Below are 22194 nucleotides of genomic sequence, written 5' to 3' on the forward strand. Positions count from 1 at the left end.
TACCAAGCTCAAGTGATGAGCCATATCAGGATAAAAAATGAAAGCAGAAGTTCAATCTCATGAATTCAAAAAAGATTTCTATTTTTACGATCTCGTTTCAAGCTTTTCCATATCATTATGTGGTTGTCCTGTTATTTTTGAAAAAGAAGTCGAAATATACAAAGCAGCAGATCAACTTATCAGTTTCCCCGGCGCTTATTCCAAAGCTAAGCACTTAGCCCCTTTCCAGCTCAGAGAGCAAGCCCTCAGAGGAGAGATTAATAAAAGCAAACATATTGCTTCATGTTGTATGATGCTGGCTAATACCGCTTATGAGTCGGTTAAACAATATAATGATGGCTCTGAAGTTTTTGAATTTTTTCGCCATATTCGCAATGCATCTTCCCACTTAAATGTTTTTCAATTCAATCACAAAGAGCCTGCTCACCCAGCACAATGGCGAGGTGCGATTATTGAACATCAACAAAAGGGTGATACAAATGCGCTTTTTGCTAAGCCTTGTTTTGGCCACTTTATCGGTGTGGCTGATTTACTTGATTTGTTAATGGATATTGAGCACAAGATAATCAAGCAAAACAAAAGTAAGTAAGTAAGTAAGTAAGTAAGATGAAACGCTAAAGCACCTCACTTAATGGTTAACTGAGGGAGAATGAAACAAGGCTATTTTGTCTACCACTTGCTGAGTCTCTGATGACATGAAGGAATTCTTCAGCTTAAATATTTTTCTCTGTTCCAACTTGGCAGAAGCTAACATATTTTTTGTTACCGGATGACTTTCAAATAGCTTTTTAAAACTCCCCTCTTTTTCTGCATTTCTAAGACCTGCTTCAATACGCTTTTTCAGTTTTGGATTGTCATTACTAACAAAAAAATAATACGGTGATGGATAATGTAATGCGAGTGACGACTCAACCTGTAAACCCTTAAACATTTCTACTTCATTCCATGCCTCATGCAATGCTCTAGGCATATAATCAAAACGACCATGCTGTAACATATTAAATAAAGTTTTATGGCCAGGCCCGGTAATTAACCGATAATTATTATCGGTTAAAATTGTTGAGTCTGGCCAATCATACCCTTGTCCCGCAAAGAGTCTTTTAAGTTGTTTTGTTGTATTAATTTTAGAGAATTTTTCTTGCTGCCCTTCCTTTATTAGAAATATACGATAACCACCTAAACCTCTTAGTAAGGGGATTCTGATTGGGTTTACTGCTTGTTCACGCTCTTTCGAGGTCATAGTCCAAGTAACATTAACGCTGCGATTATATTTAATCTCAACAAGTGAGCGACCTTGATACATTGGCTGAACCGACTTTTTAAGCTGATATTCACCAAACTCCTCTTTAGAGCGTTCAAGGGCAAGTTTAAGTAAGGCGAGATAGTACGCGTCTTCTTTAAATTGCCCTTCATCGAACCAAGGATAATAAATAATATCTTTAGCTTGAGAGGCGCCGCTAGCGGTGACAAAAGACAAGATCAAGAAAAAAACATAACAACTACGCATTACTTAAACGCCCATCAATTGCTGGAAAAATTACTGACATAACTCAGAACAATATTTGTTATGAGTGATGCCAGTTCTGCTTAATAGCATTACTAAGATAGCATGACTAAAGTGGATTATTTATTGACAGTTAATCGTAGCATTCCTTGCTTTATTAGCTTGCAGTTTCAATGTTGAAAATGACACAACACCTTGGCCTGCAGTCGTGATACCAAATGGCACAGTAACTCGACCAAAATTAACACCTTGTTTAACAAAGCAATTAAGATCAACGCTAAGCTCTTGCCATTCATGGATAGTAAAGCCTTTCATTACTGCGCTGATATCAACCGATTTTTGACAATCAGCTTCATCACAATGCATTTCAAGCATTACGGACTCACTAAACTCTTGGTCTTTACGTACCAGAACAGTTAACGCTGAATCGTTTTCAATATATTGACGTAAATCTTCAACAAAAGTACTTTGTAATCTCACTGAAGCAGATTCTTTACCAGTAAAGCTTAAGGTTCGAGCATCTTCTTGTACATCTTTATCCATGGTTCTTAACGTAACACCAGGCAGTTCAACAACCGAACTAGATACACCAATCGCTTGATCACCTGAAATAACATTTAACGACCACGGCGCTTTTACCGCATGTTCAAATAACACCAAAGACTGCTCGGCATTAGCCGACTTTTCAACAACTACATTCAGATCATCAAGTAACGTATTATCATCACCATATTGCAGACCAAAGCCATAAGGTAATAAAGGTGCATAATTTTCATCAAAGCGGTTTACAACGGCTTGTGTCGCCGATTTAGGCCAAGAGAAAGACAGCTTTCCTTTAAAGTTATGGTTAATTTTACCATCTGCTTTAGTGAATAAGACATCACTTACGCCAACACCTTCACTACCTGGTAACCAAGCAGCAACAAATGCATCCGACGAATTTAGCTCGGCGTTAACCCACATAGGACGACCAGAGATAAATACCGAAACAACTTTAATGCCTTCAGCCTTAAGCTTTTTAAGTAACGCTAAGTCAGTTTTATTACCACGTTGATAATCAAGATTGTCAATATCGCCTATACCTTCTGCGTAGGGTTGTTCACCAAACACAACAATAGCAACCTCTGGTTTTTGTGTATAAGTGCCATCAACCGCTAATTCAATATTACCCCCCGCACTGTTTACGACTTGCTTAAAGCCATCATAAATAGAGCTACCACCCGGGAAGTCAGAATTAACATTGCCAGTACCTTGCCATGTTACCGACCAACCACCAGATTGCTGGCCTATATTGTCAGCACCACTACCAGAAACTAGAATGTTAGTGTTTGGTTTGAGTGGTAAAATATTGTTTTTATTTTTAAGTAAAACAAGTGACTCTCGTACTGCTTGACGGGCAACTTGGCGATGTTCGGCTGCACCAATGAGTTCAAGTTTTCCTGATATAGCACGATTTTCAGGACTTGGCTTATCAAAGATGCCCGCTCTTAACTTCACCCGTAAAATACGGCTGACTGCATCATCAATACGTGACATTTTAATTTCACCCGACTTAACTTGACCAATAGTATTCTCATACAAAGGTTTCCAAGCATCGGTCGGTACCATGAATATATCCAGGCCAGCATTTACGCTTTGACTACAGCTTTCGTTTGTACAGCCTGGAATTTGGCCATGACCATTCCAATCACCAACGACAAAACCATCAAAGCCCATTTTTTCTTTTAATACGTTGGTTAGTAAATATTTATTGCCATGTAATTTTTCACCATGCCAACTGTTAAATGATGCCATTACCGATTGCGCACCAGCCTCTAAGCCACCAACATAACCTTGGGCATGAATATCAAATAATTCCTGTTCTGAAGAAAGGTTATTACCTTGATCATCTCCGCCCTCAGTACCACCATCACCTAAAAAGTGTTTGATAGTGGATATCACGCGTGAATCACCTAAGAAATCTTTATCGGCATGTCCTTGCAAACCTTTTACAATAGCCGCTGAATACGCACGGACTATCTCTGGGTCTTCTGAATAGCCTTCATAAGTTCTGCCCCAGCGATCATCACGAACAACAGCAACTGTAGGTGCAAATACCCAATCGATGCCGGTAACCATCACTTCAATGGCAGTAACAGCAGCAATTTTCTCAATAAGTACAGGGTTATTTGCAGCACCTAAACCAATGTTATGTGGAAACAAAGTGGCACCTATAACATTGTTATGGCCATGCACTGCGTCGGTGCCCCAAATAGTAGGAATGCTATTTCCATCCAAACTATCATCAACTGATGCTTGATACATAGCCTCAGCTAATTTTATCCAATCAGCGGGTGTTGCATGTTTATCATTGTTAGGAAAAGCGCCACCACCATTTAAATAGGAACCAAAGCCATATTTACGCATATCTTCAACAGTAATATCGCGTATTTCAGGTTGGATCATTTGCGCGACTTTTTGTTCAAGCGTCATAGTGGCTAATAATGACGCCACTTTAGCTTCAATATCGCTATCCGGCTTTACCGCAAGATCAAGTACTGGCCAGATATCAATATTCGATGAAGCTGCTGGTTGTGATACTGATTCAACGGTCGCCTTAGCTGTTACCGAAGAGGCTTGTTTTTGAGCATTACAACCCACAATGAGTGACGACATCGCCAGATAAAGCATACTGGTCTTAATTGATTTATTTTTTATCATAGTGTTACTTCTTTTTTATTGATTATGGTTATTAATCGTTAATTTATATCGTTACTTTTTATAGCTAACTTTTTACTGTTAACTTCTTATAAATATTAACGAGGGTACTTCTGATAACCCGCAGTTATTTGGCTGTCGATTTTACTTTGCTGCCTGAAAGCCCGTAATAAGCAATAAAAACATAACAAACAATAGGTAATAAAAGTGCAGGTTGTATACCAACACTATCCACTAAAAACCCTTGCATAAGTGGGATAATGGCGCCACCAACAATAGCTAAACATAAAATGCCTGAGCCTTGACTGGTATGTTTACCAAGGCCGTTAATCGCTAAACTAAATATCGTTGGAAACATAATTGAATTACATAAACCAACTAATAAAATGGCTACCATAGCAACCGTACCTGAAGTGAATACAGCGGTTAAAATTAATACAATAGCGACACTCGCGTTGAACAATAACGCTTTACCGCCTGCAATTTTTTGCATAACAGCCGCGCCAATAAAACGACCGACCATAGCGCCACCAAAATAATAAGCGATATATTTTGCAGCTTTAGATTCTTCTAACCCGGCAATAGTAGGTTCAGCTAAAAAGCTAACTAACAAACTACCAATTGATACTTCAGCACCAACATAAACAAAAATCCCCACTGCGCCTAAAACCAAATGGCGATATTGCCATGCACTGCCTTCAATTTCCGTAACGTTTTTTTCTTCAGCACTATCATCAGATACAGATAAGTTAGGTAATTTTAACCAAGCAAAAACGGCAGCAAGTCCTAACAACATAGCCGCAAGTAAAACGTAAGGCATTTGTACAGATTCTGCAGATGCTTGTTCAGAAATAGCACCCGCAGCTTCATTTAAGATCAAATAAGCACCAAAGAATGGTGCTACGGTTGTACCCAATGCATTAAAAGCTTGTGTCATGGTTAAACGAGATGAAGCTGTTTTTGCATCACCCAGCAAACTAACATAAGGGTTAGCGGATACTTGTAGTAAGGTAATGCCACTGGCAAGAATAAATAATGCCATCAAAAATACAGGGTAGCTGTGCATACTTGCTGCAGGATAAAAGCATAAACAACCTGTGGCAGCTATTACTAACCCCAAGACAATTCCTTTTTGATAGCCTAATTTTTTAACAAGTGCGCCTGCAGGTAGTGACACGATGAAATAGGCACCAAAGAAACAAAACTGTACTAACATGGCTTGAGCATAAGATAAATTAAACACACCTTTTAAGTGCGGAATTAAAATGTCGTTTAAACAAGTAATGAAGCCCCACATAAAAAATAATGACGTTAGTGACGTTAATGCAAACGTATAATTATTAGCTGGTTGCATCTCACCCACTTGTTCGAAAGTACCTGAATTTGACTGCATTGACATGATTTACCTCTTAAAGTTTATTTATTATTAGTTATTTACGCAATATAGTCTGAGCAAGAAACTGACGACTAAATTAATTAGAAAACACTTCTCCATGACTAATTAAACACTAACTTTCAATAACTTAATTATATTTAATTTAAAACTAAGTGAAAGTGGTTGACCTAAGTCATAGAAAGCTCTAACCTAAATGTAAGCGCTTACATGGTTACATTAAAGAACATCCAGATACTTTTATCAACCTTTTTATAAACGCTACATAAAAATAAAATACAGATAATCGCCAAGTTAACTTGGCTTACAGAAATAGGTAACTCATTCATGACTGTCAAACTTACTCTACCCGCCCAATCTAAAATGTTATCAAAAGATTTCATCTATGGTGTAGCAACAGCTTCATTTCAAATTGAGGGTGGCAAAGACGCAAGACTTCCATGCATTTGGGATACTTTTTGTAATACACCCAATAAAATTATTGATGGCTCAAATGGTGAAGTGGCGTGTGATCATTTTAATCTGTGGCAAGACGACGTTGAGCTAATTGATTCATTGGGGGTTGATGCTTATCGATTATCTATTTCATGGCCACGTGTAATAACCGAATCTGGTGAGTTAAATCAGGCTGGTGTTGATTATTATCTAAATATTTTAGATACATTGAAATCTAAGGATATTAAAGCGTTTGTCACCCTTTATCATTGGGACTTACCTCAACACCTTGAAGATAAAGGTGGCTGGTTAAATAGAGAAACAGCTTATAAATTTCAACACTATGCAGGCCTCATTTCAAAAGCTTTTGGTGATAGGGTTTATGCCTATGCAACACTAAATGAACCTTTTTGTAGTGCCTTTTTAGGTTACGAAGCAGGTGTTCATGCACCGGGCATTGTTGGTAAAGAGTTTGGCAAGAAAGCCGCACATCATTTATTACTTGCCCATGGTTTAGCAATGCAAGTATTAGCAAAGAACAGCCCCAGTAGCCAAAATGGTATCGTGCTCAACTTTACTCCTTGCTACCCAGAGTCTGATTCAGAAGCCGATATAAAAGCAACTTCATTTGCCGATGATTATTTCAACCAGTGGTATATTAAACCTTTATTTGACGGTGATTATCCTGAAATAATGGCTGAACTTCCTAAAGAAAATCATCCCGAAATTCTTGAAGGTGATATGGCTATCATTTCACATCACATTGATTTTTTAGGGGTGAATTTTTATACCCGAGCCATTTACCGTGCCGATGTCGATGAACACTTTTTGCAAATTGATCCTCCTGCGCCACGTACCGATATTGGCTGGGAGATTTATCCAAAAGCGTTTACTGAGTTATTAGTATCACTCAATGACAAGTATATACTTCCTCCCATTTATATCACCGAAAATGGTGCCGCAATGGCTGATAAACTGGTTGATGGTGTTGTTAATGATTTAGATCGTATAGATTATTACCACAACCACCTGAATGCAGTTAATGATGCAATTGTGCAAGGTGTACAAGTGAATGGTTATTTTGCTTGGAGTTTAATGGACAATTTTGAATGGGCAGAAGGTTACTTAAAACGCTTTGGTATCGTTTATGTTGATTATGATACCCAAGTAAGAACGATTAAAGCCAGTGGACTTGCTTATAAAGCATTAATAACCAATAGATAAAAATTAGTATTAATCTAAGCGATTGGAACCAAAATGACTAAATTACCGTTTTATGAAAAAGTAGGTTATGCAATGGGCGATGCCGCCGCAAACCTTGTGTGGCGTGGCGCTCTAGCTTACTTAGCTGTATTTTATACCGATACATTTGGTTTAACTGCTGCCGCTGCTGCCATGCTTTTTTTAGTCGTTCGTTTATCCGATGGCGTCACTGATATCATCATGGGAATGATAGCTGACAGGACCAATACGCGATGGGGGAAATTTCGCCCTTGGATATTATGGTCAACTCCCTTTTTAGCGCTCTTTATGGTGTTAGCTTTTACCACCCCTGATTTAAGTTATACCGGCAAGCTTATTTACGCTTATGTCACTTATATTGGTTTAACTCTTGCCTATACACTTAATAACGTGCCCTATTCGGCTTTGATGGGTGTAATGACACCAAGCGATACCGAACGTACCAGTTTATCTGGTTTCCGTTTCGCAGGTGCCTTTGCTGGTGGTTTGTTAGTGATGGGATTTTTACCTGATTTAGTCGCCTATTTTGGTGATGGCAATGATGCCATGGGTTATCAATATTCCATGTACTTATTTGCTGCTATTTTAATTGTTTTAATGGTTATTACTTTTGCCAGTACCAAAGAGCGTATTATCCCCGAAATAGACGAATCAACAAGTTTAAAAGCAGAGTTGGGTGATTTACTTAAGAACTTACCGTTTATTATTTTACCGTTACTGTCGGTTACTTTATTCTTCTATTATCGCGACATTTATAGTGGCCTATTTTTTATTGTGGTCATGGCATCTATGTGGGTACTTATTAAAGGGTTAATCAAAAAATCTCCTGATGACATGAGTGGTACACAACGTGACATGGTTGACTTACTGACAAATAAACCTTGGTTAATATTACTTGGTATGGGCTTTTTAACCATGATGTTTAACGGTATAAAGTACGGCACTATTGCCTATTACTTTAAATACCAAGTAGGCGATGAACTCATGGCAGGGAAATACTTCATTGCTTTATTAGTGGTATCAATTTTAGGTGCTTTAGCAACTGGGTACCTATCAAGTAAATTAGGGAAACGTAAGCTATTTATTGTTTCACTTATTCTCAGTGGCTTACTTACGGCTTGCTTCTATTGGGTACCTAAAGGCAACATCCAGGCTATTTTCATATTAGGTTGTAGTGCTGAATTTTTTGCCGCTATGATGCCAACATTATTCTTTACCATGTTAGGTGATTCTGCAGATTACTCTGAATGGAAAAATGGTCGTCGCGCTACGGGACTTATTTATTCTGCAGGCACATTTGTTCAAAAAACGGGCGGTGGCTTTGCCGGAGCATTGGTATTGGTTGTGCTTGCTGGTTATGGCTACGATGGCATGGACAAAGCGACGGTAGAAGCATCACTACCCGGCATGCAATTACTGATGAGTTGGATACCGGCAGCCTTTGCTTTTGCAGGTGCGGCATTAATGATTTTCTACCCATTAACAAGCAAAGAAAACCAACAAATTGGTGATGAACTGATACAACGTAGAGCTAATTTAGTCAGCGTTTAAGTGTATTGGCTGCATTAAGTTAAACATACATCGGTATGTTTAATAGATTATCTATCAAGCAGAATTAACACGGCTTCTAGTTAATCTATTGGTAAAACATGCTAGAATTTTGCGGTTACAATTCAATATATTTTTACAACTAGATTGCTCTACTTAGGAATAACATGGCGACAATATACGAAGTTTCAACACTGGCAGGGGTTTCATTAGCAACCGTTTCTCGTGTGATAAATAAAAATTCACGCGTTAGCGATAAAACACGCCAAAAGGTTTTGGACGCAATGGCTGAGCTTGGTTATCGTCCTAACTCTATTGCGCAATCCCTTGCTTCTAACAGAAGTAATAGTGTTGGTATATTAGTCTCTGAACTACATGGTGCTTTCTTTGGTCAAATGATGGCAGGCATTGAGTCTGAATTAAGAGCTGCGGGTAAACATGTCATTATAACCACTGGTCACAGTGAAGAAGATAAAGAAAAGGATGGTATTGAGTTTCTAATTAGTCGAAATTGCGATGCTATTATCTTACACGTTGAAGCGGTAAGTGATGAATATCTTATTGAGCTATGTAAAGGCAGCACACCTATTTATTTAATGAGTCGTTACGTTGAAGAAATTAGTGATAATTGTATTAGTCTAAATAATGAATTAGGTGGCTTTCTAGCCACCCAGTCAGTTATAGAACAAGGACACTCAAATATTGCTTATATTGCCGGACCACAATTTAAAGGCGATGCAAAAGATCGTTTAGCGGGTCATAAACGTGCTCTAGCAGAAAATAACATTGCTTTTAATGACGGGCTATATTTCGAAGGTGACTTTACAGAAACTGGCGGCAGTGATGGTTTAAAGCACTTTATCAAAAATAAACAGGCTTACAGTGCCTTAGTTTGTGCCAATGATGAAATGGCTTCTGGTGCTATAACTTATGCTAGAGAACATGGATTCTCCTTGCCAAATGATCTATCAATAATAGGCTTTGATAATATTATTTTTGCGAAACATACCTACCCTAAATTAACCACCATAGACAACCCGGTAAATTTAATGGGCCATATGGCGGCAAAGTTAGTGCTAAAAAATAATTACCAACAAAAGGATATAGCCATTACCCATTCTTTTGAACCAACACTGATAACCAGAGATTCTGTTATTGGCAAAACCTAACGCAACGGCTAGTCAAATTTAATATATTCCCATTGAACGATAAGTAATAGAGAAGATGATGATGAACTCACAAGATACTCAAATAGTTAATTTAGTGGCTGATATTGGTGGCACTAATATCAGGTTAGCAATCACTGATAAGAACAATAATATCAACGAAATTGAAACCTATCAGTGCCAAGATTTCCCACATTTAAGTCATGTAATTCATCACTATTTGAAGGAGAAATCGTTACTTAATGCCAAGGTTAATGCTTGTTTAGCCATAGCTTGTCCTGTAGATACTGACTCAATATCAATGACAAACTTACCATGGAAGTTTTCACAAAAGCAGCTTAAAGAAGAGCTAAAATTAAATAGCTTAACGCTAATAAATGATTACACAGCCATTGCCATGGCCATTCCACTGCTAAATGATCAGCAAAAGGTAAAGATTGGCCAAGGAGAAACTGTAGATAAACAACCTATTGCGGTATGTGGACCGGGCACTGGTCTTGGCGTTGCTAATTTAGTTAACATTAACAATCACTGGCACTGTTTGGGTGGCGAAGGTGGTCATACTGATTTTGCACCTGTTGATGAACTCGATGTAAAAATATTTCAACAGTTAAAAATGACTAAAAAACGTCTTTCTTATGAGCAACTGCTTTCTGGTTATGGTTTAGAACAAATATACCAAGCTTTAGTTGTTATCAATACCGAAACAAGCACTAACACTGAGTTAACTAAATTATCCGCGAAAGATATTAGTACTCAAGCAATAGCTGGAACGTGTCCTATATGCCAACAAGCACTGTCACAGTTCTGTAAAGTTTTAGGTAGTTTTGCCGGTAATTTAGCACTAACTACGGGGTCACTTGGTGGAGTATATATCGCTGGTGGCATAGTGCCGAGATTTATCGAGTATGTGAAAAACAGTGAGTTTAGGGAAAGATTTGAAACTAAAGGTCGTATGTCTCATATAAACAAACAAACACCCACTTATATTATAACAGAAAGCCAACCAGGCTTAATGGGTGCTGCAGCTTACCTTAATCAGATTTGCTAATAGCTAACTACAAAAAGCGTTACACAAAAAAAAAGCTCAAGAATATCTTGAGCTTTTTATTATTAAGTACTTTTTTTAAAGTAGCTTAAAACGGCATTTTCATCCCTGGTGGTAATTGCATACCGCCAGTAAGTGCACCCATTTTATCTTTATTTTGCTCTTCAACACGACGTACAGCATCATTTACCGCTGCAGCAAGTAAATCTTCAATCATGTCTTTGTCATCACTCATTAAGCTTTCATCAAGCTCAACACGACGAACACTATGACTACCTGTCATCGTTACTTTCACCATACCTGCACCAGCTTCACCAACAACTTCCATATCAGCTAATTCTTCTTGCGCTTTAGCCATCTTTGCTTGCATTTGTTGGGCTTGTTTCATTAAGTTGCCCATTCCGCCTTTCATCATAATCTTTTCTCCAATATTATTAGGTTAACTATTTTTTAAATTATTCTGTCATTTTACCCTAAAGTAACCAAACTTTGAACATTAACTCATGGCAATTATTCTACTGAGGGTAAAGCTGTTACAAACTATTTTGCTACTGGCGTGGTGAAATAGTATCTTCATCCAAATTTGCTTGGAAAGTTTCTTGTAATGCAATCACAATAGCATCTTCTTTTATTAGTGTTTTGGCATACACAAGACGCTTATCATTTATTTGACCTTGAATTTGATAAGGGTCTGCGACAGTTTCATCAACAATATTAAGCGTAACTGTGATCTGTTTTGATAAGAACTCACAAATAGAATCCTGCAATAATTGTTGAGCTACTTCTGTATATAAATGTCGAGTTGCCTGATTTAACTGAAGTATCAAGTTATCATCGGTGGACTCTTCACTAATTGTTGCATGTATCGCTAGTTGCCTAATACGTGCAGTAAGTTGCATAGAGTCAATCATATGCGCCCATTTATCTACCTGATTAGCTTTGATAATTTTAGTAGGATCAATATTATCTTGGTGAAATGGTACTACCGGCTCAGGTGCCATAACCAAGGGCTCAGGTGGTGCCACTTGCGTTTCAACTGAGGAGTTAGCACTATCTTTACTACTTTCGGCCTTATCAGGTTGACGCAGAGCTGCGTCACGGGGCTTTTTTGTTTGCTTCTCCAACTCTTTCTTTCGACTGCGCAACATATTTCGGGTTGCTAGTACTGAGGCTACAGGACTATGGCTACTAAGTTGCCCTGCTTGTTCATTTGACACAAGGGGAGGTTTTATTTGCTGTACCGTATCACTTTTGACCGATGGTAGATGTTCTGCAGTCACAACATTCGAAGCAGTAGTTTGCGCTGTTGGAGCTTGGTTTAACGGCTCAGTATTACTAAGGTTTAGTTCCGCTGCTTGTTGCTCAATGGCAAGCATTTGCTCATTTAACTCTGTTTGTTGAGTATCATCCATAGTAACAGGCGCATTAGGAGTAATCACTTCAACTTCAGCATTAGTATCTGAAACTATTGTGCTAACGAGCTCTTCAACTGGCGCTGTATCTAGAACTTCATTACTTGAAGTTACTTCTGCCGGTTTACTAAAATTGACTTCATCGAAGCTAACGACATTAGTCTGTTCACTATTACCTACAGACTGATTAACAAGCTGAGATTTTTGCATGGGTTTAAAAGCAAACAATCGCAATAAGGTCATATCAAAAGCTGCTTGCTCATCAAAAGCGTAAGGTAAATCTTTTCGACCATTGAGGCTTATTTGATAATAAAGTTGAACATCTTCAGCAGACATAGCTTTACTGAATTTTTTTAATAAAACTAATAAGTCCGCAGGTAAATCAAAATGCTGTTCAACTATTTTCATCAAGGCTATTTGATGAAACAACTGAATTAATTCGGCAAATAATCGGCTATAACTTGGTGCATAAGAGGCTATTTCTTGAGATAAAGCCATTAGCGCTTGGCTGTCTTGCTTTAGTAGAGCAATCACCACCTGGTAAACCCAGTTTTGATCTATACCACCGAGCATCTGCTGAATATTAGTTAAGCTAATATTTCCTTGCCCCTGAGCAATAGCTTGGTCAGTTAAACTCAGTGAATCTCGCATACTACCGCGAGCTGCTTTAGCTAACAAAGTTAAGCAGCCTTGCTCGTGGCTTACTTGCTCTTGAGATAAAATATCTACAAGTTTTTCTTCAATCTGTTTTACGGTCAGAGCTTTTAAATGAAACTGTAAACAGCGTGATAATACGGTAATAGGTAATTTTTGTGGATCTGTAGTCGCTAAAATAAATTTAACGTGCTCTGGTGGCTCTTCAAGGGTTTTAAGTAAGGCATTAAAGCTATGACGAGATAGCATATGGACCTCATCTATCAGATAAACTTTAAATCGACCTCTACTTGGCGCGTATTGAACATTATCAAGAATTTCACGAGTATCATCAACTTTCGTTTTAGAGGCTGCATCGATTTCGAGTAGATCAACGAAACGTCCTTGGTCGATATCTATACAGGCATCACATACGCCGCAAGGTTTATCTGTTATACCAATCTCACAATTTAAACTCTTGGCGAAAATTCGGGCAATAGTGGTTTTACCAACACCACGCGTACCGGTAAAAAGATAAGCATGATGTAGACGCTTTTGAGATAAGGCATTCGCAAGAACCGTGACGACATGCTCTTGTCCCATCAATTGTTGGAAGTTCTTTGGACGCCATTTTCTTGCTAAAACTTGATAACTCATATTAAATTACTTTAGATCCTTGGATAAACTATTCGCCTTGGTATTGAATTAATGAATAAGGCGTAATATTTAGTGCAGCTAGACGCTTTTCTCCGCCTAAATCAGGCAAAGAAATAACAAAACCAGCATCTTGTACTTGCGCACCTAAACGACGGATTAATTTCGTTGTCGCCTCAATGGTGCCACCCGTTGCTAATAAATCATCAATAATTAGAACTTTATCTTCAGAGGTTAATGAATCTTGATGAATCTCTAAAACATCTTCACCATATTCTAATTGATAAGCTTGGGCGTAAGTATCTCTAGGTAGTTTTCCTGGTTTTCTTACAGGAATAAAGCCGATATTTAAGGCTAACGCTAAAGGTGCACCAAAAATGAAGCCACGAGCTTCTGTGCCAACTACTTTGGTAAAACCTTTATTTCTATAAGTCTCGGCTAATAACTCAATCGTTAAAGCAAAAGCTTGTGCGTCTTCTAATAGGCTGGTGACATCACGGAACATGACGCCTTTAACTGGATAATCTGGAATCGTTTGTATTGCATTAACCAGTTGCTGCTGTTGTGTATTATTCATGATTTCGAATAAGAAAACCTTGAGATGGTTTTCTATTATATTAATAAATAGATAATCAAAGCATAAAGCAATTCAGGTCACTTTTATAGGGATAAAAGGTAGCTTATACCAATATTATGCAATAACTTGAAGTGTTTCATCCTCAAAAACAGCAGAGGTAAATTCAGACAGAATTGTAAGGAAGTCCGCTTCGTTAATCGGCTTATCAATTACCTTGTCGAAAAGGCTGAACTCCACTAAGTTTTTCAGTGTATGAATTCCTTGTGTGGTCATAAAGATCACAGGAACTTGTGAAGATAGTTGATTACCTTTAAGGTTTTTCGTTAGCTGTACACCATTCATCAACGGCATTAAATGATCGATGACAAATAGCTGATAGTTTCCTTGTTGAGCTTTTCCTAATGCATCTAAACCGTTAATGGCTAAATCTACATTGTGTCCTTGTGAAATGATAAGCGCTGCAAGCTTTTCTTGAACAGCTTTATTATCATCAACAACTAATATATTCATATAAAATTTTTAATACTAAGAGCTAATTTGAGCGGATCTTACCCTATAATTATTTGAGTATATAGGGTTTTCTTAGATCAATTACTAAACATAATAATTTTAATGTAACGAGAACATAGCACTAATGTATAATTTCCGTGCCAATATAAGTTACTTTGATAGTTTTAGACGTTGGCGTTTGGGTGCCGTAGTGCTATTTGGATTAACATAGACATTACTGGCATTAGGTCTCGCGCCTTCAACCCATGGTGATGAAGGTTCAGGTTTAGTTGCTTTTTTCTTAGCATAGACCTTTTTGTCATTACTCGGTTTAGAATTAGTGCTAGATACTTTTGAATTAGAAGTAGAAGGATTAACTATTTTACCCGTTCTTTCAACATGGTAAGTTTTATCAATTGCGTGCAAAAGATTCCGTAATACTTGATCTTTACATTCACGATAGTGTTGGTGATCAACTTTACGTGAAAAAGCACTCAATTCAGGCTTACTGATTCTAAAATCAACTTCTTCTAATAATGAAATTATTTGTTCAGCTTGTAGGTTTAGTGCAATTTTTAGCTTTGTCAAAATGATATTATTTGTTAAACGCTTTTCTGGTATTGCTAGAGGACCAGGTTTTTTACCACGTTTTTCATTTATGAAACCATTTAAAAACAAAGCTAATTTGGTATCAAATAAGGAGACGAAGTCACTATCGTCGTCTTTTTTCAGCCAGGCACTGACTTGCTCACGGCTAACGATTTCACCTGCCGAAGCAAAGATCGCTACCATTTGTTTATCATTAAAATTAAAGGTATAACGCAACTTGCGTAAAACATCATTATTATTCACGGTAATATCCAATCCATAAGTACAATATAGCTATTATACACGCTAAGACAATTTGCTTACATATATGTTAGTGAAATACTTCATGGCTAAAATGGAGATGTTTACCTGATGTCATTAACGTTTTAAAATCATCTTGAGTCACGCATAACAAAGTTTCATGATCACCGGATTCGAGATAAACCTTTGAAAGTCGATCTAGCTTTTTTTCACAAATCATTGTTAGATGATATGCAACCGGTGCTGGGGGTATTGCCCCCTGATTACAATCTGAAAATAGTTGGTATAGCTCACGTTCTTTTATTAATTTAAAGCTACCATGCAGCTTATCATTCACTACTGATAGGCTTAACTTATCACTAGCTGGCAATATGGCCATCAACTTTTTATCTTCATGGTTTTTCAGTAAAACAGCTTTGGCAATTTGTTTTAATGAGATACTAGCGGTTATTGCTGTACCAACTGAACTATTGCTGTGGAAGTGTTCAACTGCTTGGTATGGAATATTCTTTTCATTAAGGTATCGAGTAAGTCTAGTTGAAGCGTTCATATAAACCTCTGACTATTTTTTAGCTTAATTAAGTATAGTCCTTTATATCAATTTACTTAATAGAGGGTTTGAGAAAGTTAAAGTCGCTTTTTTTATAATAAAAAACGGGCATTAGCCCGTTTATTGTTCACTATCTAAAGAAAATTAGCCTACTAACCACCACATTTCTTGCTCTTTTCTTTCGACTTACCTTCACCACATTTACCTTCGCCGCACTTACCTTTTTTAGCAGCTTTCATTTTGCCTTCGCCGCATTTTCCTTCACCACATTTACCTTTTTTAGCAGCCTTCATTTTGCCTTCGCCACATTTCCCTTCTCCGCATTTACCTTTTTTGGCGTCTTTCATTTTACCTTCGCCACATTTCCCTTCTCCGCACTTACCTTTTTTGGCGTCTTTCATTTTGCCTTCGCCACATTTTCCTTCACCACACTTACCTTTTTTGGCGTCTTTCATTTTACCTTCGCCACATTTTCCATCTGCATGGTCAGATACAATAGTAACTAATTCATTCGATGCAAAAGGATTCGATTCTGCTTTAGCTATATTACTAGTGAAAAGGCTAAAAGCGAGTAAGCTCATTACCGCAGCGATTGTTGATTTCTTAACTATATTCATGATGTATTTCCTTTGTTTATGCTTATTATTAAAATCATCTCATTATAAACACTCATAAAAGTGAGCTCAAAAGGCTTATAATCTACGTTATTAGTGTCGTTATGGAAGTTCCATTGCCTTCACTAACACTTGACTTATAAGCCTTTTAATTCTCATTGAGACAGAGAAACTTACTTTTATAGGTGTTATAGAGATTTAGTTATATATCATTAAACATAGACCTGCAATGGGTAATAAAAATTTCAACAATCCGAAATTTAGACAAAAAAAACCAGCATCCCTTTAAAAGGCATGCTGGTTTTTTATTACATAATTAAATTAGCTAAATCAGCTTACATTAAATAGTAACGTTTTTTCTTTTAGCCGTATCAACAATAAAGCTTTTCCAACCCTTGGCAGATCTACGCGTACTAGGATCTTTCATTGCTTTTTGAATAGCCGCGAATGCTTTCTTGTACTTTTCTAGATAGAAGTACGATTCAGCAATACTCATATGAATTCGGCCTTGATTAGAAGCACCAAGTTCAATCGCTTTATTCAAAGCAACAACAGCTTTCGCAAATTGCTCATCTTGTTTTAACAACATACCTTGCTTACGATAATGCTTGGCATTTGTTGTCATTTTGGCTAACTCACCATAATAACTTGCTGCTTTATCAATATGTTGTGCAGAGTGCCAAGCATTCGCTAAAGTGGCGATATTTTTATCGTCACGCTTAACTAGACCGGAAGCAATATGTTTCTCTAATAGCATAGCGGCTTTATAAGGCGCTTCACTTTGAGAGTATAAATTGGCTAACATCTTAATTTGGCTTTCTTTATTCAAGTGACCCAGTTTATAAGCTAGATCAAGTGTTTGCGTTGCTTTTTCATAATTCTCATCTAATAAATAAAACGATGGTAATTGTGTCCACCACTGCTTATTTTCAGGGAAAATTTGAATTACAGTTTCTAAAACCTTAACAGCTTCTTTATACATCTTACGTTCATAGTAAGAAGTAAGTTTTAAGACGTATGGGTTTTGATTTGGCTTATCGCCAAAAGCTGCAATAGCTTTATCCGCTGGTTCAATAACTTTATCTAATTGTTTTAACGAGTAATACGCTTGCCCAATTTTGATATAAGTTTGACCATCACTCTTTCCGGAAAAATCCATCCAGTCAGCATAAGCTTTCAGCGCGCCTTTATAGTCTTTGGTCATCATTTGCATGTCACCCAATAACTTTAAAGACTCACTTTGATCACCTTCATTAAGCAAATCAGGTTCAATAGCTTTTTTAAGATAATCAATAGTCTTTTGCTCATTGTCACCTAATTGCGCATACATAATAGCAATCATGCGAGCCACATAGGCTTGGTCGTAGGCTTTAGATGCATCGATGTCCAATAATACAGCAAGAGCACCTTTTAAGTCAGAAGGTGTCTCATCATCACCACTATAAAGCTCAAAAGCTTTCTGGACCTTTTTACCAACACGAGGACCAACTAGTTGCGTAGGACGTTTCTTTTTTTCAGCCTGTTCGGCACCAGCTGCTTCGGCATAATTTGCAAAAGGAGCTTGCGCAACAAGTAACGAGGCAACAACAACAAGAGAAGTTGATAATTTTTTAAGTTTTAAGTTTTTAAACACTAATTTATTAAACATAATTAATCGCCTCCCATTTTGAAGTCAAGTTGAACTGTTAAACCTGTTTGTATCAGGGTTTGACCTTCAACAACTTTCGGCTTGTATTTCCACTTTCTAAGTGCGCGTTTTGCTTCTTTATCAAACACACGCTTAGGTTTAGCTTCTATAACTTTAACATCCTCAACACCACCAATTTTGTTGATAGAGAAAGAAAGAATAACATAACCTTCTTTACCATCTCGAGCTGCCTGTATTGGGTACTTAGGCTCGATACGAACTATTGGTGTCGCATCGCCGTCACGTCCCATACCAGCACCAGGAGCACTCAAGCCCGTTGATGCACCAGACATTTGAACACCCGGCATATTGAAGTTTAATCCTCCAGTATTGTTGCTAGATTCAGGCTCTGGCGCTTGCTGCTTAGGCGGCGCTTTGGGTGGCGGAGGCGGCGGCGGCGGTACTCGTCGACGCTGTTCTGCTGCAGACTTTGGCGGCGTAGTATTTACTTCTACGATAATATTCTCTAGTTGCTCTTCTTTATTTCTATCACCGCTAGAAACAAGAAAAGCCATAAAAGCAAATAAGCCAAAGGTTACTACAGCGCCTAGTAGTATTGATACTAAAAAGCGAACCATATATTACCCCTTCGCAGCCGCGATAGAAATACGATCTATACCAGCCTCTTTAATTGCATCCATTACTTTAACAACGATACCGTGTTTGGCATCTTTGTCAGCTTGAATGATTACAACATCGGTAGGTTGTTCAGCAAGTAATTTTTCAATTCTTGCGCCAACACGTTCAATATCAACTCGACCTTTATCTAACCAAATTTCACCATTATCTTTTATTGCAACAAAGATATTGGCATTTTTTTGCTTAGATTGATTAGCCGCTTTAGGTTTATTTACTTCAATACCAGCTTCTTTTACAAATGAAGTGGTTACGATGAAGAAGATCAGCATGATAAAGACGATGTCAAGCATCGGTGTCATATCAATCACTGCTTCTTCGTCTTCACGAATACGTTTACGTGCCATGAAAATATCTCTCTAGTGGTGAGGTAAACTGTCAACCAGTTTAGCCTTTGCTAGTTTAACTTTAGCGTCTAATCTTGAACTAAAAAACACACCGGATAATGCAGCTACCATACCGGCCATAGTCGGAATAGTTGCTTGCGATATACCAGAGGCCATTAGACGCGGATTACCAGTACCTTGTTCAGCCATAACTTCAAATACGCCGATCATACCTGTTACTGTTCCCAGTAAGCCGATAAGAGGACACATTGCCACTAATGTTCTAATGGTTATCATATGCTTTTCAAGTAACTCGTCTGCTTCGGAGATCCAAGTCTCTCTAATTCGATGTGCATACCAAGATGTAGTATCTTGGCGTGCATCCCAACGAGCGATGATATCATCTCTCATAGTTGGGTAGGTTGTTGATAAAAACCAATAGCGATTTATCATTAGAACCCACATCAATAAGAGTGCGAAGGCAACAACATAAAGTACGTTACCACCTGTCGCAATAAAACCCCTGACAGATTCCCAAAGCTCTATCAGGAATAACATTATTTAGACCCCTTCTCTGCGATAGCAGCAATTAAACCAGCGCTTTGCTCGTCTAATTTTTGTAATACAGACTTACTTTTACCAGCAACAATTGAGTGGATTAAGATAAGTGGTAATGCACAGATCAAACCTAATGCAGTAGTTACAAGTGCAAGAGAGATGTTACCCGCCATAATTTTCGGGTCACCGGTACCAAACAACATGATTGTTTGGAAAGTCATAATCATACCGATTACTGTACCTAATAGACCCATTAGTGGGGCAATAGCAGCAAACATTTTGATTAGGTTAACACCACGGTCAACTTTTGGCGTTTCACGAAGAATAGCTTCATCAAGTTTTAGTTCTAACGTTTCAGCATCTACTGATTGGTTATCGTAGAATACTTTAAGTAAACGACCTAGAGGGTTGTTTTCATTTGGCTTATCAAGATTTTTCTCTTGAGCTTTAATTTTAGAGCTCATGCCGCCTAAAACGATTAAACGTTCAAGTGCAATGATACAACCAATAATGAATAATACCGTAATGGCATAACCAACTTCTTTACCTTCGTGGAAGAATTGTTCAACAGTCTTCTTACGTGTTTCTAAAGATAGAATACCACCCTGAGAAGGATCTAGGTAAACAGCGCTATAACCTGAGTTAAGACCAAAGAAATCAGATGCAGTTCCACTGATATAACCATCTGGTTGCTTAGGTAAAGGTTGAACTTGACCCACTTCATCGTTGTAAGTTAAGTAACCGTTAGCAGATACTAGGTTAAATGTACCAATACGAGTAATCGTTTCAGTAGATTTAGTACCATCTAGGTTAGTAACATCAACACTAAACTGTGAGATTTTACCTGATTCAGTCATTTCAGTTTGTAAAGCAAACCATAACTCTTCTAAATCAGAAATACTTGGGATTTCTTTTGCGTTAGCGATGCGGTTAAGCGTTTCACCACGATTAGGAAACTCAGCACTTACTAGTGAAGTACTAATTTGACCAAAGGCACTAGCTGCTGCTGCACGAGAAACACCGAACATTTCACCTAAAGTACCCGTCGCATTATCTAATTCAACAGATTTCTGTGCTAAAGTAATTTCATTAGCAGCATATTCTTTAGTTAAACGTTTGTTACGAGCGTTTTGGTTTGCTAATTCTTTTGTCGCTTTAGTTAGTAAAGCACTTTTATCAGCGCGAGCAGATAAAAATTCAGCTTCACGTTTTTTGTCAAGTTTAGCTTCTGATACACGGTCAGCTTTTACTTGCTTAAGTAAATCATCTAATTGATTCGCTTGAGTCGTTGCTACAAAACCAGTCGTCATAGACGCTGCTAGCAATACAAAATTAATAAGTTTTTTCATTATTTTGCTCCTGCTGCAAATACTGGTAATTTAGTTAGGTCTGCTGGAAGTTGCTTACGTGCCATACGAATAGCATCTGTAATAGGTTTTAAATACTCATCACCTAACTCTTCCCATGCGCGTGTATCGTTGTTCCATAACCAAGAATGCTTAGCATCAAGTGATTGTGCAACCAAAGCAATACGCCCCATGTGTACGAAATCAGCAGTAAGTGTACGACCGCCTAAATCAATCTCGCCTTGGTAAGCATCAAAAATGGTACCGTAACTTGATTCAATCTCATACGCTTCAAGTATTAAACGAAATTGTTCAGATGTTGTTACATTTGAATCGTTCATTACGTCACGTAGGTTAGCAACACGTTCTTGACGGCGCTCAATGTTCATCGGAACATCTAACTTAACGAATGTTTCAAGGGTATCTATCATCTTGTACATTAATGGTACAAGGCCTTGTTTGATTTCATCAATGCTATCAATTTGCTTTTGTAATGAAACAACATTAGCTTTTTGATCATCAACCATACGTTGAACATGATCGTTATAACCACGTAATACGTCAGCTTCATCAACAGTATTACGATACTCACCAAGAAGATCTTGAGTTTGTTCGTAAATGCTATTGATTTTAACTTGTGATTTTTTTGATTGCTTGAAGATTTTCGCTTCAGTGTTTTGAAGGTCTGTTAATGCATCAGCAGCAGCGATATTACTACCTGCTAGTGCTAGTACGCCAACTATCGCGGTGGCGATGAGGCTTTTCTTACTTACTTTGGACATAGTTCCCAACCATTGCTATTTTAATTTTGATAACAAAATATTTGTTAC

The 22194-nt window shown here is 37.7% G+C and carries 21 protein-coding genes; 5 read left to right on the forward strand and 16 right to left on the reverse strand.

The window, feature by feature from the left end; genetic code table 11:
• Positions 1 to 37: 37 nt before the first annotated feature.
• Entirely contained in the window at positions 38 to 589 is a 552-nt protein-coding gene (locus tag CXF85_RS03745; RefSeq protein ID WP_101227164.1) for a hypothetical protein, read from the forward strand.
• A 39-nt stretch (positions 590 to 628) separates the two neighbouring features.
• Here the strand turns inward: CXF85_RS03745 and CXF85_RS03750 are convergent, their stop codons facing one another.
• The 3 genes from CXF85_RS03750 to CXF85_RS03760 all read right to left on the reverse strand — a co-directional run bounded on the left by CXF85_RS03750 (position 629) and on the right by CXF85_RS03760 (position 5600).
• Positions 629 to 1507 (reverse strand): transporter substrate-binding domain-containing protein, encoded by an 879-nt coding sequence (locus CXF85_RS03750; RefSeq protein WP_101227165.1) that lies wholly within the window; start codon positions 1505 to 1507, stop codon positions 629 to 631.
• A gap of 120 nt (positions 1508 to 1627) precedes the next feature.
• Positions 1628 to 4174, reverse strand: coding sequence for a glycoside hydrolase family 3 protein (locus CXF85_RS03755; RefSeq protein WP_442871860.1), 2547 nt, complete (start codon positions 4172 to 4174; stop codon positions 1628 to 1630).
• 154 nt (positions 4175 to 4328) lie between these two features.
• Positions 4329 to 5600 carry a sugar MFS transporter gene (locus tag CXF85_RS03760; protein WP_101227167.1) on the reverse strand — a complete coding sequence of 424 codons (1272 nt, stop codon included), beginning with the start codon at positions 5598 to 5600 and terminating at the stop codon, positions 4329 to 4331.
• Positions 5601 to 5921: 321 nt separating this feature from the next.
• Here CXF85_RS03760 and CXF85_RS03765 point away from each other — a divergent pair, with 321 nt between their 5' ends.
• The 4 genes from CXF85_RS03765 (at position 5922) to CXF85_RS03780 (ending at position 11036) form a co-directional block, all read left to right on the forward strand.
• Entirely contained in the window at positions 5922 to 7253 is a 1332-nt protein-coding gene (locus CXF85_RS03765) for a GH1 family beta-glucosidase (RefSeq protein WP_101227168.1), read from the forward strand.
• A 33-nt stretch (positions 7254 to 7286) separates the two neighbouring features.
• Positions 7287 to 8822: an MFS transporter gene (locus tag CXF85_RS03770; protein WP_101227169.1), complete on the forward strand. Its 1536-nt coding sequence runs from the start codon at positions 7287 to 7289 to the stop codon at positions 8820 to 8822.
• Between the two features lie 164 nt (positions 8823 to 8986).
• Complete coding sequence (locus tag CXF85_RS03775; protein ID WP_101227170.1) at positions 8987 to 9988, forward strand: LacI family DNA-binding transcriptional regulator; 1002 nt, start codon at positions 8987 to 8989, stop codon at positions 9986 to 9988.
• 58 nt (positions 9989 to 10046) lie between these two features.
• On the forward strand, positions 10047 to 11036 hold the full coding sequence (locus CXF85_RS03780) for a glucokinase (protein WP_101227171.1): 990 nt from the start codon (positions 10047 to 10049) through the stop codon (positions 11034 to 11036).
• 85 nt (positions 11037 to 11121) lie between these two features.
• Here CXF85_RS03780 and CXF85_RS03785 read toward each other — a convergent pair whose 3' ends face one another.
• From CXF85_RS03785 to CXF85_RS03845, 13 genes are all read right to left on the reverse strand, one after another.
• Complete coding sequence (locus tag CXF85_RS03785; protein ID WP_198555490.1) at positions 11122 to 11451, reverse strand: YbaB/EbfC family nucleoid-associated protein; 330 nt, start codon at positions 11449 to 11451, stop codon at positions 11122 to 11124.
• Positions 11452 to 11581: 130 nt separating this feature from the next.
• Positions 11582 to 13735, reverse strand: a complete 2154-nt coding sequence (dnaX, locus tag CXF85_RS03790; RefSeq protein WP_101227173.1) for a DNA polymerase III subunit gamma/tau — start codon at positions 13733 to 13735, stop codon at positions 11582 to 11584.
• Between the two features lie 28 nt (positions 13736 to 13763).
• Positions 13764 to 14309, reverse strand: a complete 546-nt coding sequence (gene apt, locus CXF85_RS03795) for an adenine phosphoribosyltransferase (protein ID WP_101227174.1) — start codon at positions 14307 to 14309, stop codon at positions 13764 to 13766.
• 114 nt (positions 14310 to 14423) lie between these two features.
• The gene (locus CXF85_RS03800) at positions 14424 to 14819 is read right to left on the reverse strand and encodes a response regulator (RefSeq protein ID WP_101227175.1); all 396 of its coding nucleotides are present in this window, start codon (positions 14817 to 14819) and stop codon (positions 14424 to 14426) included.
• 150 nt (positions 14820 to 14969) lie between these two features.
• Positions 14970 to 15650: a DUF1456 family protein gene (locus CXF85_RS23370; protein WP_101227176.1), complete on the reverse strand. Its 681-nt coding sequence runs from the start codon at positions 15648 to 15650 to the stop codon at positions 14970 to 14972.
• A gap of 67 nt (positions 15651 to 15717) precedes the next feature.
• Positions 15718 to 16197, reverse strand: coding sequence for an aminoacyl-tRNA deacylase (locus CXF85_RS03810; protein ID WP_101227177.1), 480 nt, complete (start codon positions 16195 to 16197; stop codon positions 15718 to 15720).
• Positions 16198 to 16349: 152 nt separating this feature from the next.
• Complete coding sequence (locus tag CXF85_RS03815) at positions 16350 to 16814, reverse strand: HvfA family oxazolone/thioamide-modified RiPP metallophore (RefSeq protein ID WP_101227178.1); 465 nt, start codon at positions 16812 to 16814, stop codon at positions 16350 to 16352.
• A gap of 337 nt (positions 16815 to 17151) precedes the next feature.
• A complete protein-coding gene (locus CXF85_RS03820; protein WP_101227179.1) occupies positions 17152 to 18459 on the reverse strand; it encodes a hypothetical protein in 1308 nt (435 codons plus the stop codon).
• Positions 18460 to 18461: 2 nt separating this feature from the next.
• On the reverse strand, positions 18462 to 19076 hold the full coding sequence (locus CXF85_RS03825; RefSeq protein ID WP_101227180.1) for an energy transducer TonB: 615 nt from the start codon (positions 19074 to 19076) through the stop codon (positions 18462 to 18464).
• A 3-nt stretch (positions 19077 to 19079) separates the two neighbouring features.
• Positions 19080 to 19481, reverse strand: a complete 402-nt coding sequence (locus CXF85_RS03830; RefSeq protein ID WP_101227181.1) for an ExbD/TolR family protein — start codon at positions 19479 to 19481, stop codon at positions 19080 to 19082.
• A gap of 12 nt (positions 19482 to 19493) precedes the next feature.
• The gene (locus CXF85_RS03835; RefSeq protein WP_101227182.1) at positions 19494 to 20018 is read right to left on the reverse strand and encodes a MotA/TolQ/ExbB proton channel family protein; all 525 of its coding nucleotides are present in this window, start codon (positions 20016 to 20018) and stop codon (positions 19494 to 19496) included.
• Positions 20018 to 21367 carry a MotA/TolQ/ExbB proton channel family protein gene (locus tag CXF85_RS03840; RefSeq protein WP_101227183.1) on the reverse strand — a complete coding sequence of 450 codons (1350 nt, stop codon included), beginning with the start codon at positions 21365 to 21367 and terminating at the stop codon, positions 20018 to 20020. Before CXF85_RS03840 ends, CXF85_RS03835 begins: the two co-directional genes overlap by 1 nt.
• Positions 21367 to 22146 (reverse strand): DUF3450 domain-containing protein, encoded by a 780-nt coding sequence (locus tag CXF85_RS03845; protein WP_101227184.1) that lies wholly within the window; start codon positions 22144 to 22146, stop codon positions 21367 to 21369. The genes CXF85_RS03840 and CXF85_RS03845 overlap by 1 nt, the downstream gene beginning before the upstream one ends.
• Between the last annotated feature and the right edge of the window lie 48 nt (positions 22147 to 22194).

The sequence above is a fragment of the Colwellia sp. 75C3 genome, from assembly GCF_002836255.1.
Taxonomy (GTDB): Bacteria; Pseudomonadota; Gammaproteobacteria; order Enterobacterales; family Alteromonadaceae; genus Colwellia.